Below are 15,114 nucleotides of genomic sequence, written 5' to 3'. Positions count from 1 at the left end.
GACTAACGTCATGGAATTTCCAAAAAAAGCAGAAATTATTGCAGTCGGTTCAGAGCTGTTGCTTGGTCAGATTGCGAATACAAATGCTCAATTCATCAGCAAACAGCTTGCTGAAATCGGAGTGAACGTATTTTATCATACAGCAGTCGGAGATAATCCAGAGCGGCTGAAGCAGGTTATTCGCATTGCTGAAGAACGTTCTGACTTCATTATTTTTTCAGGAGGTCTCGGACCGACAAAAGATGACCTGACGAAAGAAACGATTGCAAATGCGCTTGGGCGTCCGCTTGTGTTAAATGATGAGGCATTCCAATCCATTGAAGATTATTTCAAACGAACAAAACGTACGATGTCACCTAATAACCGAAAACAGGCGCTTGTGATCGAAGGATCTGACGTACTGGCAAATCATTTTGGAATGGCACCGGGAATGCTCACTGAGCATGAATCACGCTTTTATATGCTTCTTCCCGGACCGCCGAGCGAATTGCGTCCAATGTTTGAAAACGAGGCAAAGCCTCTTCTGCTGAAAAAAATGGGTTCAAATGAGAAAATTGTATCAACCGTTCTTCGCTTTTTCGGTATCGGTGAATCTCAGCTTGAAGCCGATTTGGAAGATATTATTGATGCACAAACCAACCCGACAATTGCTCCTTTAGCGGCTGATGGAGAAGTAACGCTTCGTTTGACGGCCAAACATGCTGATGAAAAGGAAACAGAGCGTCTGTTAAAAGAAACAGAGGCTGTTATCTTAGAACGCGTCGGCGAATTTTTCTATGGCTATGATGATACTTCTCTTGTACAAGAGCTTTCTAAAGCATGTAAGGAAAAAGGCATTACGATTTCCGCGGCGGAAAGTTTTACCGGCGGATTGTTTTCTGAATGGCTGACAGATCTTAGCGGCGCTTCAACATTATTCGCCGGCGGTGTCGTTTGCTACACTAACGAAGTAAAACAGAATGTGCTTGGCGTTAAGAAGGAAACATTAGATCAATTTGGAGCTGTCAGCAAGGAATGCGCATCAGAGCTGGCAAAGGGTGTTCAAAAGCTCACAGGCGGCGACATCGGCATCAGCTTTACCGGTATAGCAGGACCTGATGCTCAAGATGGGCATGAACCTGGCCATGCGTTTATCGGCATTTCAGCAAATGGAAAAGAAGAGGTTCATGAGTTTCACTTTGCGGGTTCCAGAACAGGAGTCAGAAAACGCGGAGCCAAATACGGATGCCATTTACTCTTGAAGCTTTTAGAGCAAAAATAATATTTTCAACACGTTATCCTCCTAAAAAAACATGATTTCTTAGATGTGTTATGATATTTTGATAGGAATCACGCCAAGAAAAAATCCGAATATGCGTTCGCTTTTTTCTTGGCAAATCCCTTCAAACAAGGTATAGTATATGTAGTGGTAACATAAAGGAGGAAAAAATAGAATGAGTGATCGTCAGGCAGCCTTAGATATGGCTCTTAAACAAATAGAAAAGCAGTTCGGTAAAGGTTCCATTATGAAATTGGGAGAAAAGACAGATACAAGAATTTCTACTGTCCCAAGTGGCTCCCTCACCCTTGATACAGCACTGGGAATTGGCGGATATCCGCGCGGACGGATTATTGAAGTATATGGTCCTGAAAGCTCAGGTAAAACAACTGTAGCGCTTCATGCGATTGCTGAGGTTCAGCAGCAAGGCGGACAAGCTGCGTTTATCGATGCGGAACATGCATTAGATCCGGTATATGCGCAAAAGCTTGGTGTCGACATCGAAGAGCTTTTACTGTCCCAGCCTGACACAGGCGAACAGGCGCTTGAAATTGCAGAAGCTCTGGTTCGAAGCGGCGCAGTTGACATTGTTGTTGTTGACTCTGTAGCGGCTCTCGTTCCGAAAGCGGAAATTGAAGGCGATATGGGAGATTCGCATGTCGGTTTACAAGCGCGCTTAATGTCTCAAGCGCTTCGTAAACTTTCAGGGGCTATTAACAAATCGAAGACAATCGCGATTTTCATTAACCAAATTCGTGAAAAAGTCGGCGTTATGTTCGGGAACCCGGAAACAACTCCTGGCGGCCGCGCGCTGAAATTCTACTCTTCCGTGCGCCTTGAAGTGCGCCGTGCTGAACAGCTGAAACAGGGCAACGACGTAATGGGGAACAAAACGAAAATCAAAGTCGTGAAAAACAAGGTGGCTCCTCCGTTCCGTACAGCCGAGGTTGATATTATGTACGGAGAAGGCATCTCAAAAGAAGGCGAAATTATTGATCTTGGAACTGAACTTGATATCGTGCAAAAAAGCGGTTCATGGTACTCTTATGAAGAAGAGCGTCTTGGCCAAGGCCGTGAAAATGCAAAACAATTCTTGAAAGAAAATAAAGATATCATGCTAATGATTCAGGAACAAATTCGTGAACATTACGGTTTGGATAATAACGGAGCAGGGCAGCAGCAAGCTGGAGAAGCACAAGAAGAACTCGAATTTGAAGAATAAAAATAAAATAAGTTTGAAATGATACCAAAAGCTGAGTGAAAAACTCAGCTTTTTTGTATGTTTGCGATAAAATGATAAAAAATATTGCTTTTATTGACAACTTTTTCAGTGTTTTATTCGTCTAACAAAACGTGTGCAAATTGGAATTTATTTTGGGAGGAAAAAATGAATGACGAGCCCAACCAGCAGAAGAACTGCAAAACGCAGACAGAGAAAACTAAATAAAAGAGTCAGACTTTTGCTTGGTCTTTTAGCAGTAATGATTTGCTTTGTGATTTGGAATGCGTTTCAACGGAATAGTGAAGAAAACGAGCCGTCTCAAGAAACTGCAGCGGTATCAGATGGCAGTCAAAAAAAAGAGGTCAAAAAGAAAACCGCCAAGGAGCCGGAGAAACAAATCAAAACAGTCGACCGTAATCAAAAAATCAGCCGTTATTTAAAAGAGATCGGATTCAGCGGAACAGCCATGATTGTCAGAAATGGAGAAATCGTAACAAATAAAGGTTTTGGTTATGCAGACCGCAAACATCGTATTCAAAATAATCCGATGACATCTTATTATATCGGTTCATCACAAAAAGCACTGATTGCAACCGCTATTTTACAGCTTGAGGAAAAGGGGAAACTCCAGACAAGTGATCCGGTAAGTACATATTTACCGCATTTCCCTAACGGACAAACGATCACTTTGAAAAACCTGCTTACACATACATCGGGAATAAACGGACATATTGAAGGAAACGGTTCAATAACTCCGGACGATTTAATAAAAGATATAGAAAGTCAAGGAATCAAACGTCAGCCGGGCGTATGGGACTATAAGGATTCCAATTATTCTGTGCTTGCTTATATTATTGCTGAAGTCAGCGGTGAGTCCTATGAACAATACATAACAAATCACATTTTTAAACCAGCAAAAATGACGCATGCGGGCTTTTATAAAACATATGATAAAGAACCTTATCCAGCTGTCGGGTATAAGCTGAAGGGCAACAGAGCGGTGACACCGTATATGCCTGATTTATCTCAGCTGTATGGTGCAGGTGATATTTATTTGAGCGCTGCAGATATGTATAAATTTGACCAAGCACTGATCGACGGCAAACTGTATTCGCAAGAAAGCTACGAAAAAATGTTTACACCAGGAAGCAGCTCCACATACGGTATGGGATTTTATGTTGCCCCTGGAAGCTATTCAAACCATGGTGTCATGCCGGGCTTCAACATTTTGAACAGTTTTAGCAAATCTGGGCAAACCATTGTTGTTTTGTTGTCAAATATTCAAAATAACGCTAAATTAGGCCAAGTAAACAATAAAATATACCAGCTTCTGAATCAAGAGTGATTTATGATCTTCTATTGAAAGAATTGCTTCGGCTCGTTAAAAGATGGTGGGTCGGCAAACGTTAAGATGGCAAGCTTGACAAGTATTTCCGACACATTTACAATGAGGTTGTAACATTTGTTTTTTTAACATGATTGTTAAACCATTTTAAACTTGACAAGGGCAATGAAAATACTCATTCCCTGTGAAGGTTCTGTATGTTGAGAAAACCAGACAATGTACATGCCGACACTTATTTAAGCAACAACCAAGTTCATAGCAAGAGGAGGTGAAAGTATGACCCCAATTATGATGGTTCTCATCTCCATTTTGCTGATTCTACTCGGTTTAGTTGTTGGCTACTTTGTTCGTAAAACCATTGCCGAAGCGAAAATTGCAGGCGCACGCGGTGCAGCCGAGCAAATTCTTGAAGATGCAAAGCGTGATGCTGAAGCACTGAAAAAAGAAGCTCTGCTTGAAGCAAAGGATGAAATCCACAAACTTCGAATAGATGCTGAACAGGAAGTTCGTGAAAGACGAAATGAGCTTCAAAAACAAGAAAACCGTTTACTCCAAAAGGAGGAAAACCTTGATCGGAAACATGAGGGAATAGATAAACGGGAAGCGATGTTGGAGAAGAAAGATCATTCTCTGAATGAACGACAACAACATATTGAAGAGATGGAAAGCAAAGTGGATGAGATGATTCGTATGCAGCAGTCAGAGTTGGAGCGAATTTCGAGCCTGACTCGTGACGAAGCTAAACAAATCATTCTTGAGCGGGTTGAAAACGAGCTTTCACATGACATCGCCATCATGACAAAAGAAACTGAAAACCGTGCGAAAGAAGAGGCGGATAAGAAAGCGAAAAACATTCTTTCACTCGCCTTACAGCGCTGCGCAGCGGACCACGTTGCCGAAACAACGGTATCAGTTGTTAATCTTCCAAATGATGAGATGAAAGGACGTATCATCGGACGGGAAGGGCGTAACATTCGTACGCTTGAAACGCTGACAGGAATTGACCTGATTATTGATGATACGCCTGAAGCTGTCATTCTTTCCGGATTTGATCCGATCAGACGTGAGACAGCAAGAATTGCTCTTGATAAACTCGTTCAAGATGGCCGAATTCATCCGGCACGGATTGAAGAAATGGTTGAAAAATCTCGCCGCGAGGTCGATGACTATATTCGTGAGATGGGTGAGCAAACGACGTTTGAGGTTGGCGTTCATGGCCTCCACCCAGATCTTATCAAGATCCTCGGCCGCTTAAAGTTCCGTACAAGCTACGGTCAAAATGTGCTTAAGCATTCCATGGAAGTCGCATTTTTGGCCGGTCTAATGGCATCGGAGCTCGGAGAAGACGCAAAGCTTGCTAAGCGCGCAGGCCTTCTTCACGACATTGGGAAAGCAATTGACCATGAAGTAGAAGGAAGCCACGTTGAAATCGGGGTGGAGCTTGCGACCAAATATAAAGAGCACCCAGTCGTGATTAACAGTATTGCGTCACACCACGGGGATGAGGAGCCGACTTCTATTATCGCTGTGCTGGTAGCTGCAGCAGATGCACTTTCAGCTGCAAGACCTGGCGCGAGAAGTGAGACGCTCGAGAATTATATTCGAAGACTTGAAAAGCTCGAAGAAATTTCTGAGTCCTATGAAGGTGTTGAAAAGTCATTTGCCATTCAGGCTGGACGCGAAGTGCGTATTATGGTGAAGCCGGATTCAATTAATGATCTTGAAGCTCACCGACTGGCGCGAGATATCCGTAAGCGAATTGAGGACGAGCTCGATTACCCTGGTCATATTAAAGTGACAGTAATCAGAGAAACTCGAGCCGTAGAGTATGCAAAATAAAGTGATGCGCTAAGCATCACTTTATTTTTTTGATGGACAAGGAACTTTGAAAAAGGAAGGATATGCAATATGAGAATTTTATTTATCGGAGATGTTGTCGGTTCACCAGGACGTGACATGGTAAAAGAATATGTCCCAAAGCTAAAAACAAAATATAAGCCTCACTTTACAATCATTAATGGTGAAAACGCCGCACATGGAAAGGGCTTGACAGAAAAAATTTATCACAGCTTTATCCAAGCTGGCGCAGATGCAATTACAATGGGGAACCACACATGGGACAAAAGAGAAATTTTCGATTTTATAGATGATGTTCCAAACTTGGTTCGCCCCGCAAACTTTCCTGAAGGAACACCGGGAAAAGGGATGACCTATGTGAAAGCAAACGGTAAAGAGCTTGCCATTATGAACTTACAGGGCCGTACGTTTTTACCGCCGCTTGACGACCCGTTTTTAAAAGTAGATGAATTAATTGCCGAAGCTGCGAAAAGAACACCGTACATTTTTATCGATTTCCATGCTGAAGCGACAAGCGAAAAGCTCGCACTCGGCTGGTATACTGACGGCCGGGCTTCAGCTGTTGTCGGAACTCATACTCACGTGCAAACAGCGGATAACCGCATTTTGCCGAAAGGTACTGCATATATTACGGATGTAGGAATGACTGGCCCATATGACGGTATTCTGGGGATGGACAGAGAGACGATTATTAAGCGATTCAAAACGAATCTTCCAGTCCGATTTACTGTCGCTGAAGGGAAAACAACACTGAGCGGTGTTGTCATCGATATCGATGATCAAACGAAAAAAGCTGTGAAAATTGAGCGTGTTTTAATCAATGATGATCACATGTTCTTTGAATAATTGAACATATGGTTATTTTATAAAAATATTAAAAAGAAAAGCAGGAATATAGCAACTTCTTAGTGAATATAGTAAAAATGGAAGGTAGCCCGCTATTTTTGAAAAGCATGTGGGGATGGCTTTTTGGATAGCAACATCTAATAATGATTGTTCTAATGAACACTCACTTATCCATTGTAAAACTAAGGGGGAGCAGAAATGGAAATCTTAAAAGTTTCAGCAAAATCGAGTCCAAATTCAGTGGCAGGTGCGCTTGCGGGTGTGTTAAGAGAACGAGGAGCCGCGGAGATTCAAGCAATTGGAGCGGGTGCACTAAACCAGGCTGTAAAAGCTGTGGCGATTGCCAGAGGATTTGTGGCGCCAAGCGGCGTTGATTTGATTTGTATTCCGGCTTTTACAGATATTCAGATCGATGGGGAAGAAAGAACGGCGATTAAATTAATCGTAGAGCCTCGCTAAAAACAAATAAAGCATTCACCTGTTTGCGTCATGCAAACAGGTTATTTTTCGTTGTTGTTATATTTTCTTCCGATAATATTCTTATGCATATTTATGGAAACTGTAAAAATCTGAAATGATCTAAAATATTTCAGGAAAAAATCCGCCTATTTTTCAAGACGGACACTTTTGTCTTTTTCAGAAAGACAGTGCTGTTTACGCTTATTCCATATCATGGTACAATCCGAATGTAACAAGAACTTTTTAAGGGGGATTGTACATGCAGGGTGGAAAGATGAAAGCGCTAATGAAAAAGGACAGGGCGTTCGGTGCTGTGCTGACTGAAGTTCCCATTCCTGAGATTGATAAACATGAAGTCCTCATAAGAGTAAAAGCTGCTTCCATATGCGGAACGGATGTGCACATCTATAATTGGGATCAGTGGGCGCAACAGAGAATTAAAACTCCTTATGTTTTCGGCCATGAGTTCAGCGGCATTGTTGAAGCTGTGGGAGAGAATGCCGGTCATGTAAAAGCGGGAGAACATGTATCTGCTGAGACGCATATTGTCTGTGGTGAATGTGCCCCTTGTGTAACCGGAAAATCTCATGTTTGCACCAATACTGCTATTATCGGAGTGGATACGGCAGGCTGTTTTGCGGAATATGTAAAAGTTCCTGCTAATAATGTTTGGAAGAACCCTGTTGATATGGATCCGGCGCTTGCTTCCATTCAAGAGCCTCTGGGAAATGCGGTTCATACAGTGCTCGAGAGCCAGCCGGCAGGAGGAACGACTGCAGTCATCGGGTGCGGACCGATTGGCCTTATGGCTGTTGCGGTTGCAAAAGCAGCAGGTGCTTCGCAGGTAATAGCGATTGATAAAAATGAATATAGGCTGGCGCTTGCTGAACAAATGGGAGCAATCCGTACTGTTTCTATTGAAAAAGAAGATCCGCTTAAAGTTGTAAGCGCTTTAACGGGTGGGGAAGGAGCGGATCTCATTTGTGAGATGTCGGGACATCCTGCAGCAATCGCCCAAGGTCTTTCGATGGCTGCAAATGGAGGGAGATTTCATATTCTCAGCCTGCCTGAACATCCTGTGACAATTGATTTGACGAATAAAGTAGTATTTAAAGGACTGACGATTCAAGGAATCACAGGAAGAAAAATGTTTTCAACATGGCGGCAGGTGTCTCAGTTGCTCAGCTCAAACGTGCTCGATCTTTCACCTGTTATTACCCATCAGTTTCCGTTAGAGGAGTTTGAAAAGGGATTCGAACTGATGAGAAATGGCAAGTGTGGAAAAGTGATTTTCATTCCATAAAAGGGGGATAAACATGACGAAGGAATTTGACTTTTTAAAAACAGAACTTGATAGGATGAAAGAAAATCATACATGGCAAGACATAAAACCGCTTGAATCCATGCAGGGCCCCTCTGTCACAGTGAATCACAAAAATATCATCCAGCTTTCTTCCAATAATTACCTCGGTTTTACTTCACACCCAAGACTCATCAACGCTGCACGGGAGGCAGTCCGGGAATTTGGAGCCGGCACTGGATCGGTCAGAACAATTGCTGGAACATTTACTATGCATCAAGAGCTTGAGAAAAAGCTGGCAGCCTTTAAAAAAACGGAAGCGGCACTCGTATTCCAATCAGGATTCACGACAAATCAAGGCGTTCTTTCAAGTATTCTTTCAAAAGACGATATTGTCATTTCAGATGAATTGAATCATGCCTCTATTATTGATGGAATCAGGCTGACAAAGGCGGATAAAAAGGTATATCAGCACGTCGATATGAGTGATTTAGAGAGTGTGCTGAGAAAGTCAATGAATTATCGGATGCGTCTGATTGTAACAGACGGCGTTTTTTCAATGGACGGCAATATAGCTCCTTTACCAGAAATTGTAGAGCTCGCTGAGACATATGATGCATTTGTGATGGTGGATGACGCCCATGCGTCTGGAGTGCTCGGCGAAAACGGCAGGGGTACGGTGAATCATTTTGGTCTGGATGGCAGAGTTCATATTCAGGTCGGAACGCTGAGCAAGGCAATCGGAGTGCTTGGCGGCTATGCTGCAGGTTCACAGGTGCTGATCGATTATTTGCGCCATAAAGGCCGTCCGTTTTTATTCAGTACATCCCATCCTCCGGCTGTCACCGCAGCTTGTATGGAAGCAATTGATGTCCTGCTTGAAGAGCCGGAGCATATGGAGCGCTTATGGGAAAATACAGCCTATTTTAAGTCAATGCTTCTAAAAATGGGTTTGACTCTCACGCGGAGCGAAACGCCGATTCTTCCTGTTTTAATAGGTGATGAAGGTGTGGCAAAACAATTTTCTGATCAGCTCCTTTCCCGCGGCATATTTGCTCAAAGCATCGTTTTCCCGACTGTAGCAAAGGGCAAAGCCAGAATTCGCATGATGATGACTGCTGAGCATACTAAAGAAGAACTGGATCAGGCGCTTGATGTCATCGAAAAGACGGCTAAGGAGCTCAAGCTATTATAAGAGGAAGAAGAGAACACTCTTCCTCTTTTGATTCCATATTGATTATTATTATCAACGAGTGTACAATGATAGGTTGCAGTTGTGCAGAGCGGCAATAACCTTTATACTGAAGGGTGGAAGTTTGGTTTGAAAGGAGAAATCATAACATGAATGAAAAACAAAAAGCAGAGAGCGGACAAGTTAATCCATCGGACAAAAAATCCGAGAAGGATTACAGCAAGTACTTTGAAGCTGTTTATATTCCGCCTTCCTTAAAAGATGCGAAAAAACGCGGCAAGGAAGCCGTTACTTATCATAATGACTTTAAAATCTCTGAACAATTTAAAGGATTGGGAGAAGGAAGAAAGTTCTATATCCGCACGTACGGCTGCCAAATGAATGAACATGATACAGAGGTCATGGCAGGGATCTTTATGGCGCTTGGCTACGAAGCGACAAACTCTGTTGATGATGCCAATGTTATTCTGTTAAACACATGTGCGATCCGTGAAAATGCCGAGAACAAGGTGTTTGGTGAGCTGGGGCACTTAAAAGCGCTAAAAAGAAACAATCCCGATCTGATTTTAGGCGTGTGCGGCTGTATGTCCCAAGAGGAATCAGTCGTGAATCGGATTTTGAAAAAGCATCCGTTTGTCGATATGATTTTCGGCACGCATAACATCCATCGCCTGCCAGAGCTTTTGTCAGAAGCATACCTTTCAAAAGAAATGGTCATAGAAGTTTGGTCCAAGGAAGGGGACGTAATTGAAAACCTTCCGAAAGTCCGGAACGGAAAAATTAAAGGCTGGGTCAATATCATGTATGGCTGTGACAAATTCTGTACGTATTGCATCGTGCCTTACACACGCGGAAAAGAAAGAAGCCGCCGCCCTGAAGAAATCATTCAGGAAGTAAGAAGGCTCGCCAGCGAAGGCTATAAAGAAATTACATTATTAGGCCAAAACGTCAATGCATACGGAAAAGATTTTGAAGATATGACATACGGTCTCGGTGATTTAATGGATGAACTGAGAAAAATCGATATCCCGAGAATCCGTTTTACAACAAGTCATCCGCGTGACTTTGACGACCATCTCATTGAAGTGCTGGCAAAAGGCGGCAACCTGCTTGACCACATTCATCTTCCGGTTCAATCAGGAAGCTCAGAGGTTCTTAAGCTTATGGCCCGTAAATATGACAGAGAGCGTTACATGGAGCTGGTGCGAAAAATTAAGGCGGCAATGCCGAACGCATCTTTGACAACGGACATTATCGTCGGATTCCCGAACGAAACGGATGAACAGTTCGAAGAAACACTTTCTCTTTATCGTGAAGTGGAGTTTGACAGTGCTTATACGTTCATTTACTCTCCGCGTGAGGGCACTCCTGCTGCCAAAATGAAAGATAATGTACCGATGCGTGTGAAAAAAGAACGTCTGCAGCGTTTGAACGCACTAGTGAATGAAACTTCTGCTAAAAAAATGAAGGAATACGAAGGCAAGGTTGTCGAAGTATTAGTTGAGGGTGAAAGCAAAAATAACCCTGAAATTCTTGCTGGCTATACTGAAAAAAGCAAACTTGTCAATTTCAAAGGGCCAAAGGAAGCTATTGGAAAAATTGTCCGCGTGAGAATCCAGCAAGCGAAAACATGGTCGCTTGACGGAGAAATGGTAGGAGAAGCAATCGAGGTGAAATAAGATGACGCTCTACTCAAAAAAAGACATTGTGCAGCAGGCTCGAAGCCTTGCAAAAATGATCTCTGAAACAGAAGAGGTTGATTTTTTCAAACGGGCTGAAGCACAGATTAATGAGAATGACAAAGTGTCTGCGATCGTTAACCAGATTAAAGCCTTGCAAAAGCAGGCTGTCAATCTGAAGCATTATGAAAAGCATGAAGCACTCAAACAAGTAGAAGCAAAAATTGACGCGCTGCAAGAAGAGCTTGAAGAGATTCCTGTCATCCAGGAATTCAGAGACTCGCAGATTGAGGTAAATGATCTCCTGCAGCTCGTGGCACACACCATTTCCAACCAAGTCACAAATGAAATCATCACGTCAACCGGAGGCGATCTGCTGAAAGGGGAAACCGGTTCGAAGGTGAAGCATTCAAATAATAGTTGTTCTTTCTAAACACGGTGCCTTATTAGGCCCGTGTTTTTTTATATTCACTCAGCTATAAAACGAACTAAATGATCTATGTACTAAATATTCATTATGTTTTTTGTGTTTAGCCGCTAAGAAACTTTATCGCACTTAAAAGTAAAGTTTCTAGGCACCAGTGCATACAATGAAACAGAAACTTGGTATTTTTATATTTTATTTATAAAAATGCACACTAGACAAATGCCCAGCATAAGATAACACGAAGAAGAACAAGGAGGCATGCCGGAATGTCTGAATACAGGGAAATTATTACGAAGGCGGTAGTAGCGAAAGGCAGAAAATTCACCCAATGCACCAACACGATCTCTCCTGAAAAAAAACCGAGCAGCATTTTGGGTGGTTGGATTATTAACCACAAATATGACGCTGAAAAAATCGGGAAGACAGTAGAAATTGAAGGGTATTATGATATAAACGTATGGTACTCTTACGCTGACAACACAAAAACAGAGGTTGTCACAGAACGGGTGAAATACGTGGATGTCATTAAACTCAGATACAGAGACAATAATTACTTAGATGATGAGCACGAAGTGATTGCCAAAGTCCTTCAGCAGCCTAACTGTCTTGAAGTGACCATTTCACCGAATGGAAATAAAATTGTTGTGCAGGCAGAAAGAGAATTTTTGGCGGAAGTGGTAGGAGAAACAAAGGTAGTTGTTGAGGTCAATCCTGACTGGGAAGAGGATGACGAAGAGGATTGGGAAGATGAGCTGGACGAAGAGCTGGAAGACATCAACCCGGAATTTTTAGTGGGAGATCCCGAAGAATAAAAAAGGGACTAGGGGAGACAATACCCCAAGTCTCTTTTTTATGTTGATATATCATTCTTTTATCACTTTTCGTTTATGTTATAATAAGGTTAGAAAATAGAAACGTTGATACATAGTGAGGGATTAAACAATGGCAGGTTATACGCCTATGATACAGCAATATTTAAAAATAAAGGCAGAGCATCAGGATGCCTTTTTATTTTTTCGCCTAGGTGATTTTTACGAAATGTTTTTTGATGATGCCAAAAAAGCGTCACAGGAGCTGGAAATTACATTAACAAGCAGAGACGGCGGTGCAGCTGAAAAAATACCGATGTGCGGGGTGCCGTATCATTCTGCTTCCGCGTACATTGAGCAGCTGATTAAAAAAGGGTATAAAGTGGCGATCTGTGAACAGACCGAAGACCCGAAAGCTGCAAAGGGTGTTGTGAAACGTGAAGTGGTTCAGCTTATTACACCCGGAACTGTAATGGACGGCAAAGGCATCCATGAATCAGAAAACAACTTTATCGCATCAGTTTCCACCTGTTCTAACGGATACGGGCTGGCGCTGTCTGATTTAACAACGGGAGAAAATTTAGCTGTCTTGATTGAACGGCTTGAAGATGTCATATCAGAAATTTATTCTGTCGGCGCACGGGAAATTGTTGTTTCAGGAAGCCTCGATGCCGATACCGTTACACAGCTGAAAGAGCGTTGCGGTGCAACAATCTCAATTGAAGATGGTCAAACAGATGAGCACATAACGATCATTGAGCACTTAAATAATAAAGAGATCACAAAAACGTTTTTGCGTTTATATACGTATCTGAAAAAAACCCAAAAACGCAGTCTTGATCATCTTCAGCCTGTACAGGTGTATGAGCTCGAGGAAGCGATGAAAATTGATTTGTACTCCAAAAGAAATTTAGAGCTGACTGAAACGATTCGCTCGAAAAGTAAAAAAGGTTCTCTTTTATGGCTGCTGGATGAAACAAAAACTGCCATGGGAGGCCGGCTGCTTAAACAGTGGATTGACCGTCCGCTTATTAGAGTCAATCAAATTGAAGAGCGTCAGGAAATGGTAGCAACATTGATGTCCCATTTCTTCGAACGAGAAGATCTGCGTGAACGATTAAAAGAAGTTTATGACTTAGAACGCCTTGCCGGCCGCGTCGCATTTGGAAATGTGAATGCACGGGATTTAATTCAGCTGAAGGAATCATTAAAGCAAGTGCCTGGCATTAAACAGCTGGTTGCTTCACTGCATCATGACAAGGCCAAGGAACGCGCGGAGCGGATTGACCCTTGCGGAGATGTGCTTGAATTGCTGGAAGAAGCACTGTACGCAAACCCTCCTTTATCGTTAAAAGAAGGGAACCTGATTAAAGACGGATACAATCAAAAGCTGGATGAATATCGTGATGCAAGCAGAAACGGAAAAGACTGGATTGCACGGCTGGAACAGCAGGAACGAGAATATACGGGCATTCGTTCCTTAAAGGTCGGCTTTAATAAAGTTTTCGGTTATTATATTGAAGTGACAAGAGCGAATGTACATTTGCTTGAGGAAGGGCGTTATGAGCGAAAGCAGACGTTAACGAATGCAGAACGCTACATTACACCTGAGTTAAAAGAAAAAGAAGCGCTCATTTTAGAAGCGGAAAACAACATCTGCGAGCTGGAATATGAACTATTCACCAAGCTTCGTGAGAAAGTGAAGATGTATATTCCGCGCCTGCAGCAGCTTGGCAAACAAATGAGCGAGCTTGATGCACTGCAATGTTTTGCAACGATCAGTGAAAATCGTCACTATACCAAACCGGAGTTTTCTACAGATGAAGTCGAAGTGATTGAAGGCAGACACCCGGTTGTAGAAAAAGTGATGGACAGCCAGGAATATGTTCCGAACAATTGTATGATGGGCGATAACAGACAAATGCTTCTCATTACTGGTCCAAACATGTCTGGTAAAAGCACGTATATGAGACAAATTGCGCTCATTTCCATCATGGCGCAAATCGGCTGCTTTGTACCTGCAAAAAAAGCGGTGCTTCCGATTTTCGATCAGATTTTCACGCGAATCGGTGCTGCAGATGATTTGATTTCCGGACAAAGTACATTTATGGTGGAGATGCTTGAGGCTAAAAATGCGATTGTCAATGCGACCAAAAACAGTCTTATTCTGTTTGATGAAATCGGCCGGGGAACGTCCACATATGACGGCATGGCGTTGGCACAAGCAATTATCGAATATGTTCATGATCATATCGGCGCTAAGACTTTGTTCAGCACACACTACCATGAGCTGACTGTTCTAGAGGATAACCTGCCTCAGCTAAAAAACGTACATGTTCGTGCTGAAGAATATAACGGTACGGTTGTCTTTCTTCATCAAATAAAAGAAGGTGCCGCTGACAAAAGTTATGGTATCCACGTAGCCCAGCTTGCAGAGCTTCCAGAAGATCTTATTTCGCGCGCTCAACATATTTTAAAAGAGCTTGAACATTCAGGGAACAAACCTGAGGTGCCTGTGCAGGAAGCTCAGGTGAAAGAAGAGCCTGCACAGCTATCTTTTTTTGATGCAGCGGAAAAGCCGGCTGAAGCGCCGAAGCTTGCAAAAAAAGAAAAACAAGTGCTCGATGCCTTCAAATCACTTAATATACTGGATATGACACCGCTTGAAGCGATGAATGAAATGTACAAGCTGCAAAAGAAATTACATTAAAACGGGGTGA

The 15,114-nt window shown here is 42.6% G+C and carries 12 protein-coding genes; all 12 read left to right on the top strand.

What is annotated here, in order from left to right:
* Positions 1 to 10 precede the first annotated feature (10 nt).
* The 12 genes from AAGG74_RS05240 to mutS all read left to right on the top strand — a co-directional run bounded on the left by AAGG74_RS05240 (position 11) and on the right by mutS (position 15,104).
* Positions 11 to 1,261, top strand: a complete 1,251-nt coding sequence (locus AAGG74_RS05240) for a competence/damage-inducible protein A (RefSeq protein ID WP_429674728.1) — start codon at positions 11 to 13, stop codon at positions 1,259 to 1,261.
* A gap of 172 nt (positions 1,262 to 1,433) precedes the next feature.
* Positions 1,434 to 2,480 (top strand): recombinase RecA, encoded by a 1,047-nt coding sequence (gene recA / locus AAGG74_RS05235; RefSeq protein WP_162101680.1) that lies wholly within the window; start codon positions 1,434 to 1,436, stop codon positions 2,478 to 2,480.
* Between the two features lie 169 nt (positions 2,481 to 2,649).
* Positions 2,650 to 3,825: a serine hydrolase domain-containing protein gene (locus AAGG74_RS05230; RefSeq protein WP_429674727.1), complete on the top strand. Its 1,176-nt coding sequence runs from the start codon at positions 2,650 to 2,652 to the stop codon at positions 3,823 to 3,825.
* 276 nt (positions 3,826 to 4,101) lie between these two features.
* The gene (gene rny / locus AAGG74_RS05225; protein WP_003221010.1) at positions 4,102 to 5,664 is read left to right on the top strand and encodes a ribonuclease Y; all 1,563 of its coding nucleotides are present in this window, start codon (positions 4,102 to 4,104) and stop codon (positions 5,662 to 5,664) included.
* A gap of 69 nt (positions 5,665 to 5,733) precedes the next feature.
* Complete coding sequence (gene ymdB / locus AAGG74_RS05220) at positions 5,734 to 6,528, top strand: 2',3'-cyclic-nucleotide 2'-phosphodiesterase (RefSeq protein WP_162101682.1); 795 nt, start codon at positions 5,734 to 5,736, stop codon at positions 6,526 to 6,528.
* A gap of 198 nt (positions 6,529 to 6,726) precedes the next feature.
* A complete protein-coding gene (gene spoVS / locus AAGG74_RS05215) occupies positions 6,727 to 6,987 on the top strand; it encodes a stage V sporulation protein SpoVS (RefSeq protein ID WP_003154135.1) in 261 nt (86 codons plus the stop codon).
* 259 nt (positions 6,988 to 7,246) lie between these two features.
* The gene (gene tdh / locus AAGG74_RS05210; RefSeq protein WP_429674726.1) at positions 7,247 to 8,290 is read left to right on the top strand and encodes an L-threonine 3-dehydrogenase; all 1,044 of its coding nucleotides are present in this window, start codon (positions 7,247 to 7,249) and stop codon (positions 8,288 to 8,290) included.
* 13 nt (positions 8,291 to 8,303) lie between these two features.
* Positions 8,304 to 9,482, top strand: a complete 1,179-nt coding sequence (locus AAGG74_RS05205; protein ID WP_429674725.1) for a glycine C-acetyltransferase — start codon at positions 8,304 to 8,306, stop codon at positions 9,480 to 9,482.
* A 146-nt stretch (positions 9,483 to 9,628) separates the two neighbouring features.
* Positions 9,629 to 11,158 (top strand): tRNA (N6-isopentenyl adenosine(37)-C2)-methylthiotransferase MiaB, encoded by a 1,530-nt coding sequence (miaB, locus tag AAGG74_RS05200; RefSeq protein WP_162101685.1) that lies wholly within the window; start codon positions 9,629 to 9,631, stop codon positions 11,156 to 11,158.
* Between the two features lies 1 nt (position 11,159).
* Positions 11,160 to 11,591 (top strand): regulatory iron-sulfur-containing complex subunit RicA, encoded by a 432-nt coding sequence (gene ricA / locus AAGG74_RS05195; protein WP_162101686.1) that lies wholly within the window; start codon positions 11,160 to 11,162, stop codon positions 11,589 to 11,591.
* 260 nt (positions 11,592 to 11,851) lie between these two features.
* Positions 11,852 to 12,397, top strand: coding sequence for an outer spore coat protein CotE (gene cotE / locus AAGG74_RS05190; protein ID WP_003231833.1), 546 nt, complete (start codon positions 11,852 to 11,854; stop codon positions 12,395 to 12,397).
* A gap of 130 nt (positions 12,398 to 12,527) precedes the next feature.
* Positions 12,528 to 15,104: a DNA mismatch repair protein MutS gene (gene mutS, locus AAGG74_RS05185; RefSeq protein WP_429674724.1), complete on the top strand. Its 2,577-nt coding sequence runs from the start codon at positions 12,528 to 12,530 to the stop codon at positions 15,102 to 15,104.
* Positions 15,105 to 15,114 lie beyond the last annotated feature (10 nt).

It is taken from the genome of Bacillus mexicanus, from assembly GCF_050445615.1.
GTDB classification, from domain to species: domain Bacteria; phylum Bacillota; class Bacilli; order Bacillales; family Bacillaceae; genus Bacillus; species Bacillus mexicanus.
The sequence above is the reverse complement of the archived record's forward strand: the minus strand, read 5'-3'. Positions and strand labels throughout refer to the sequence as shown.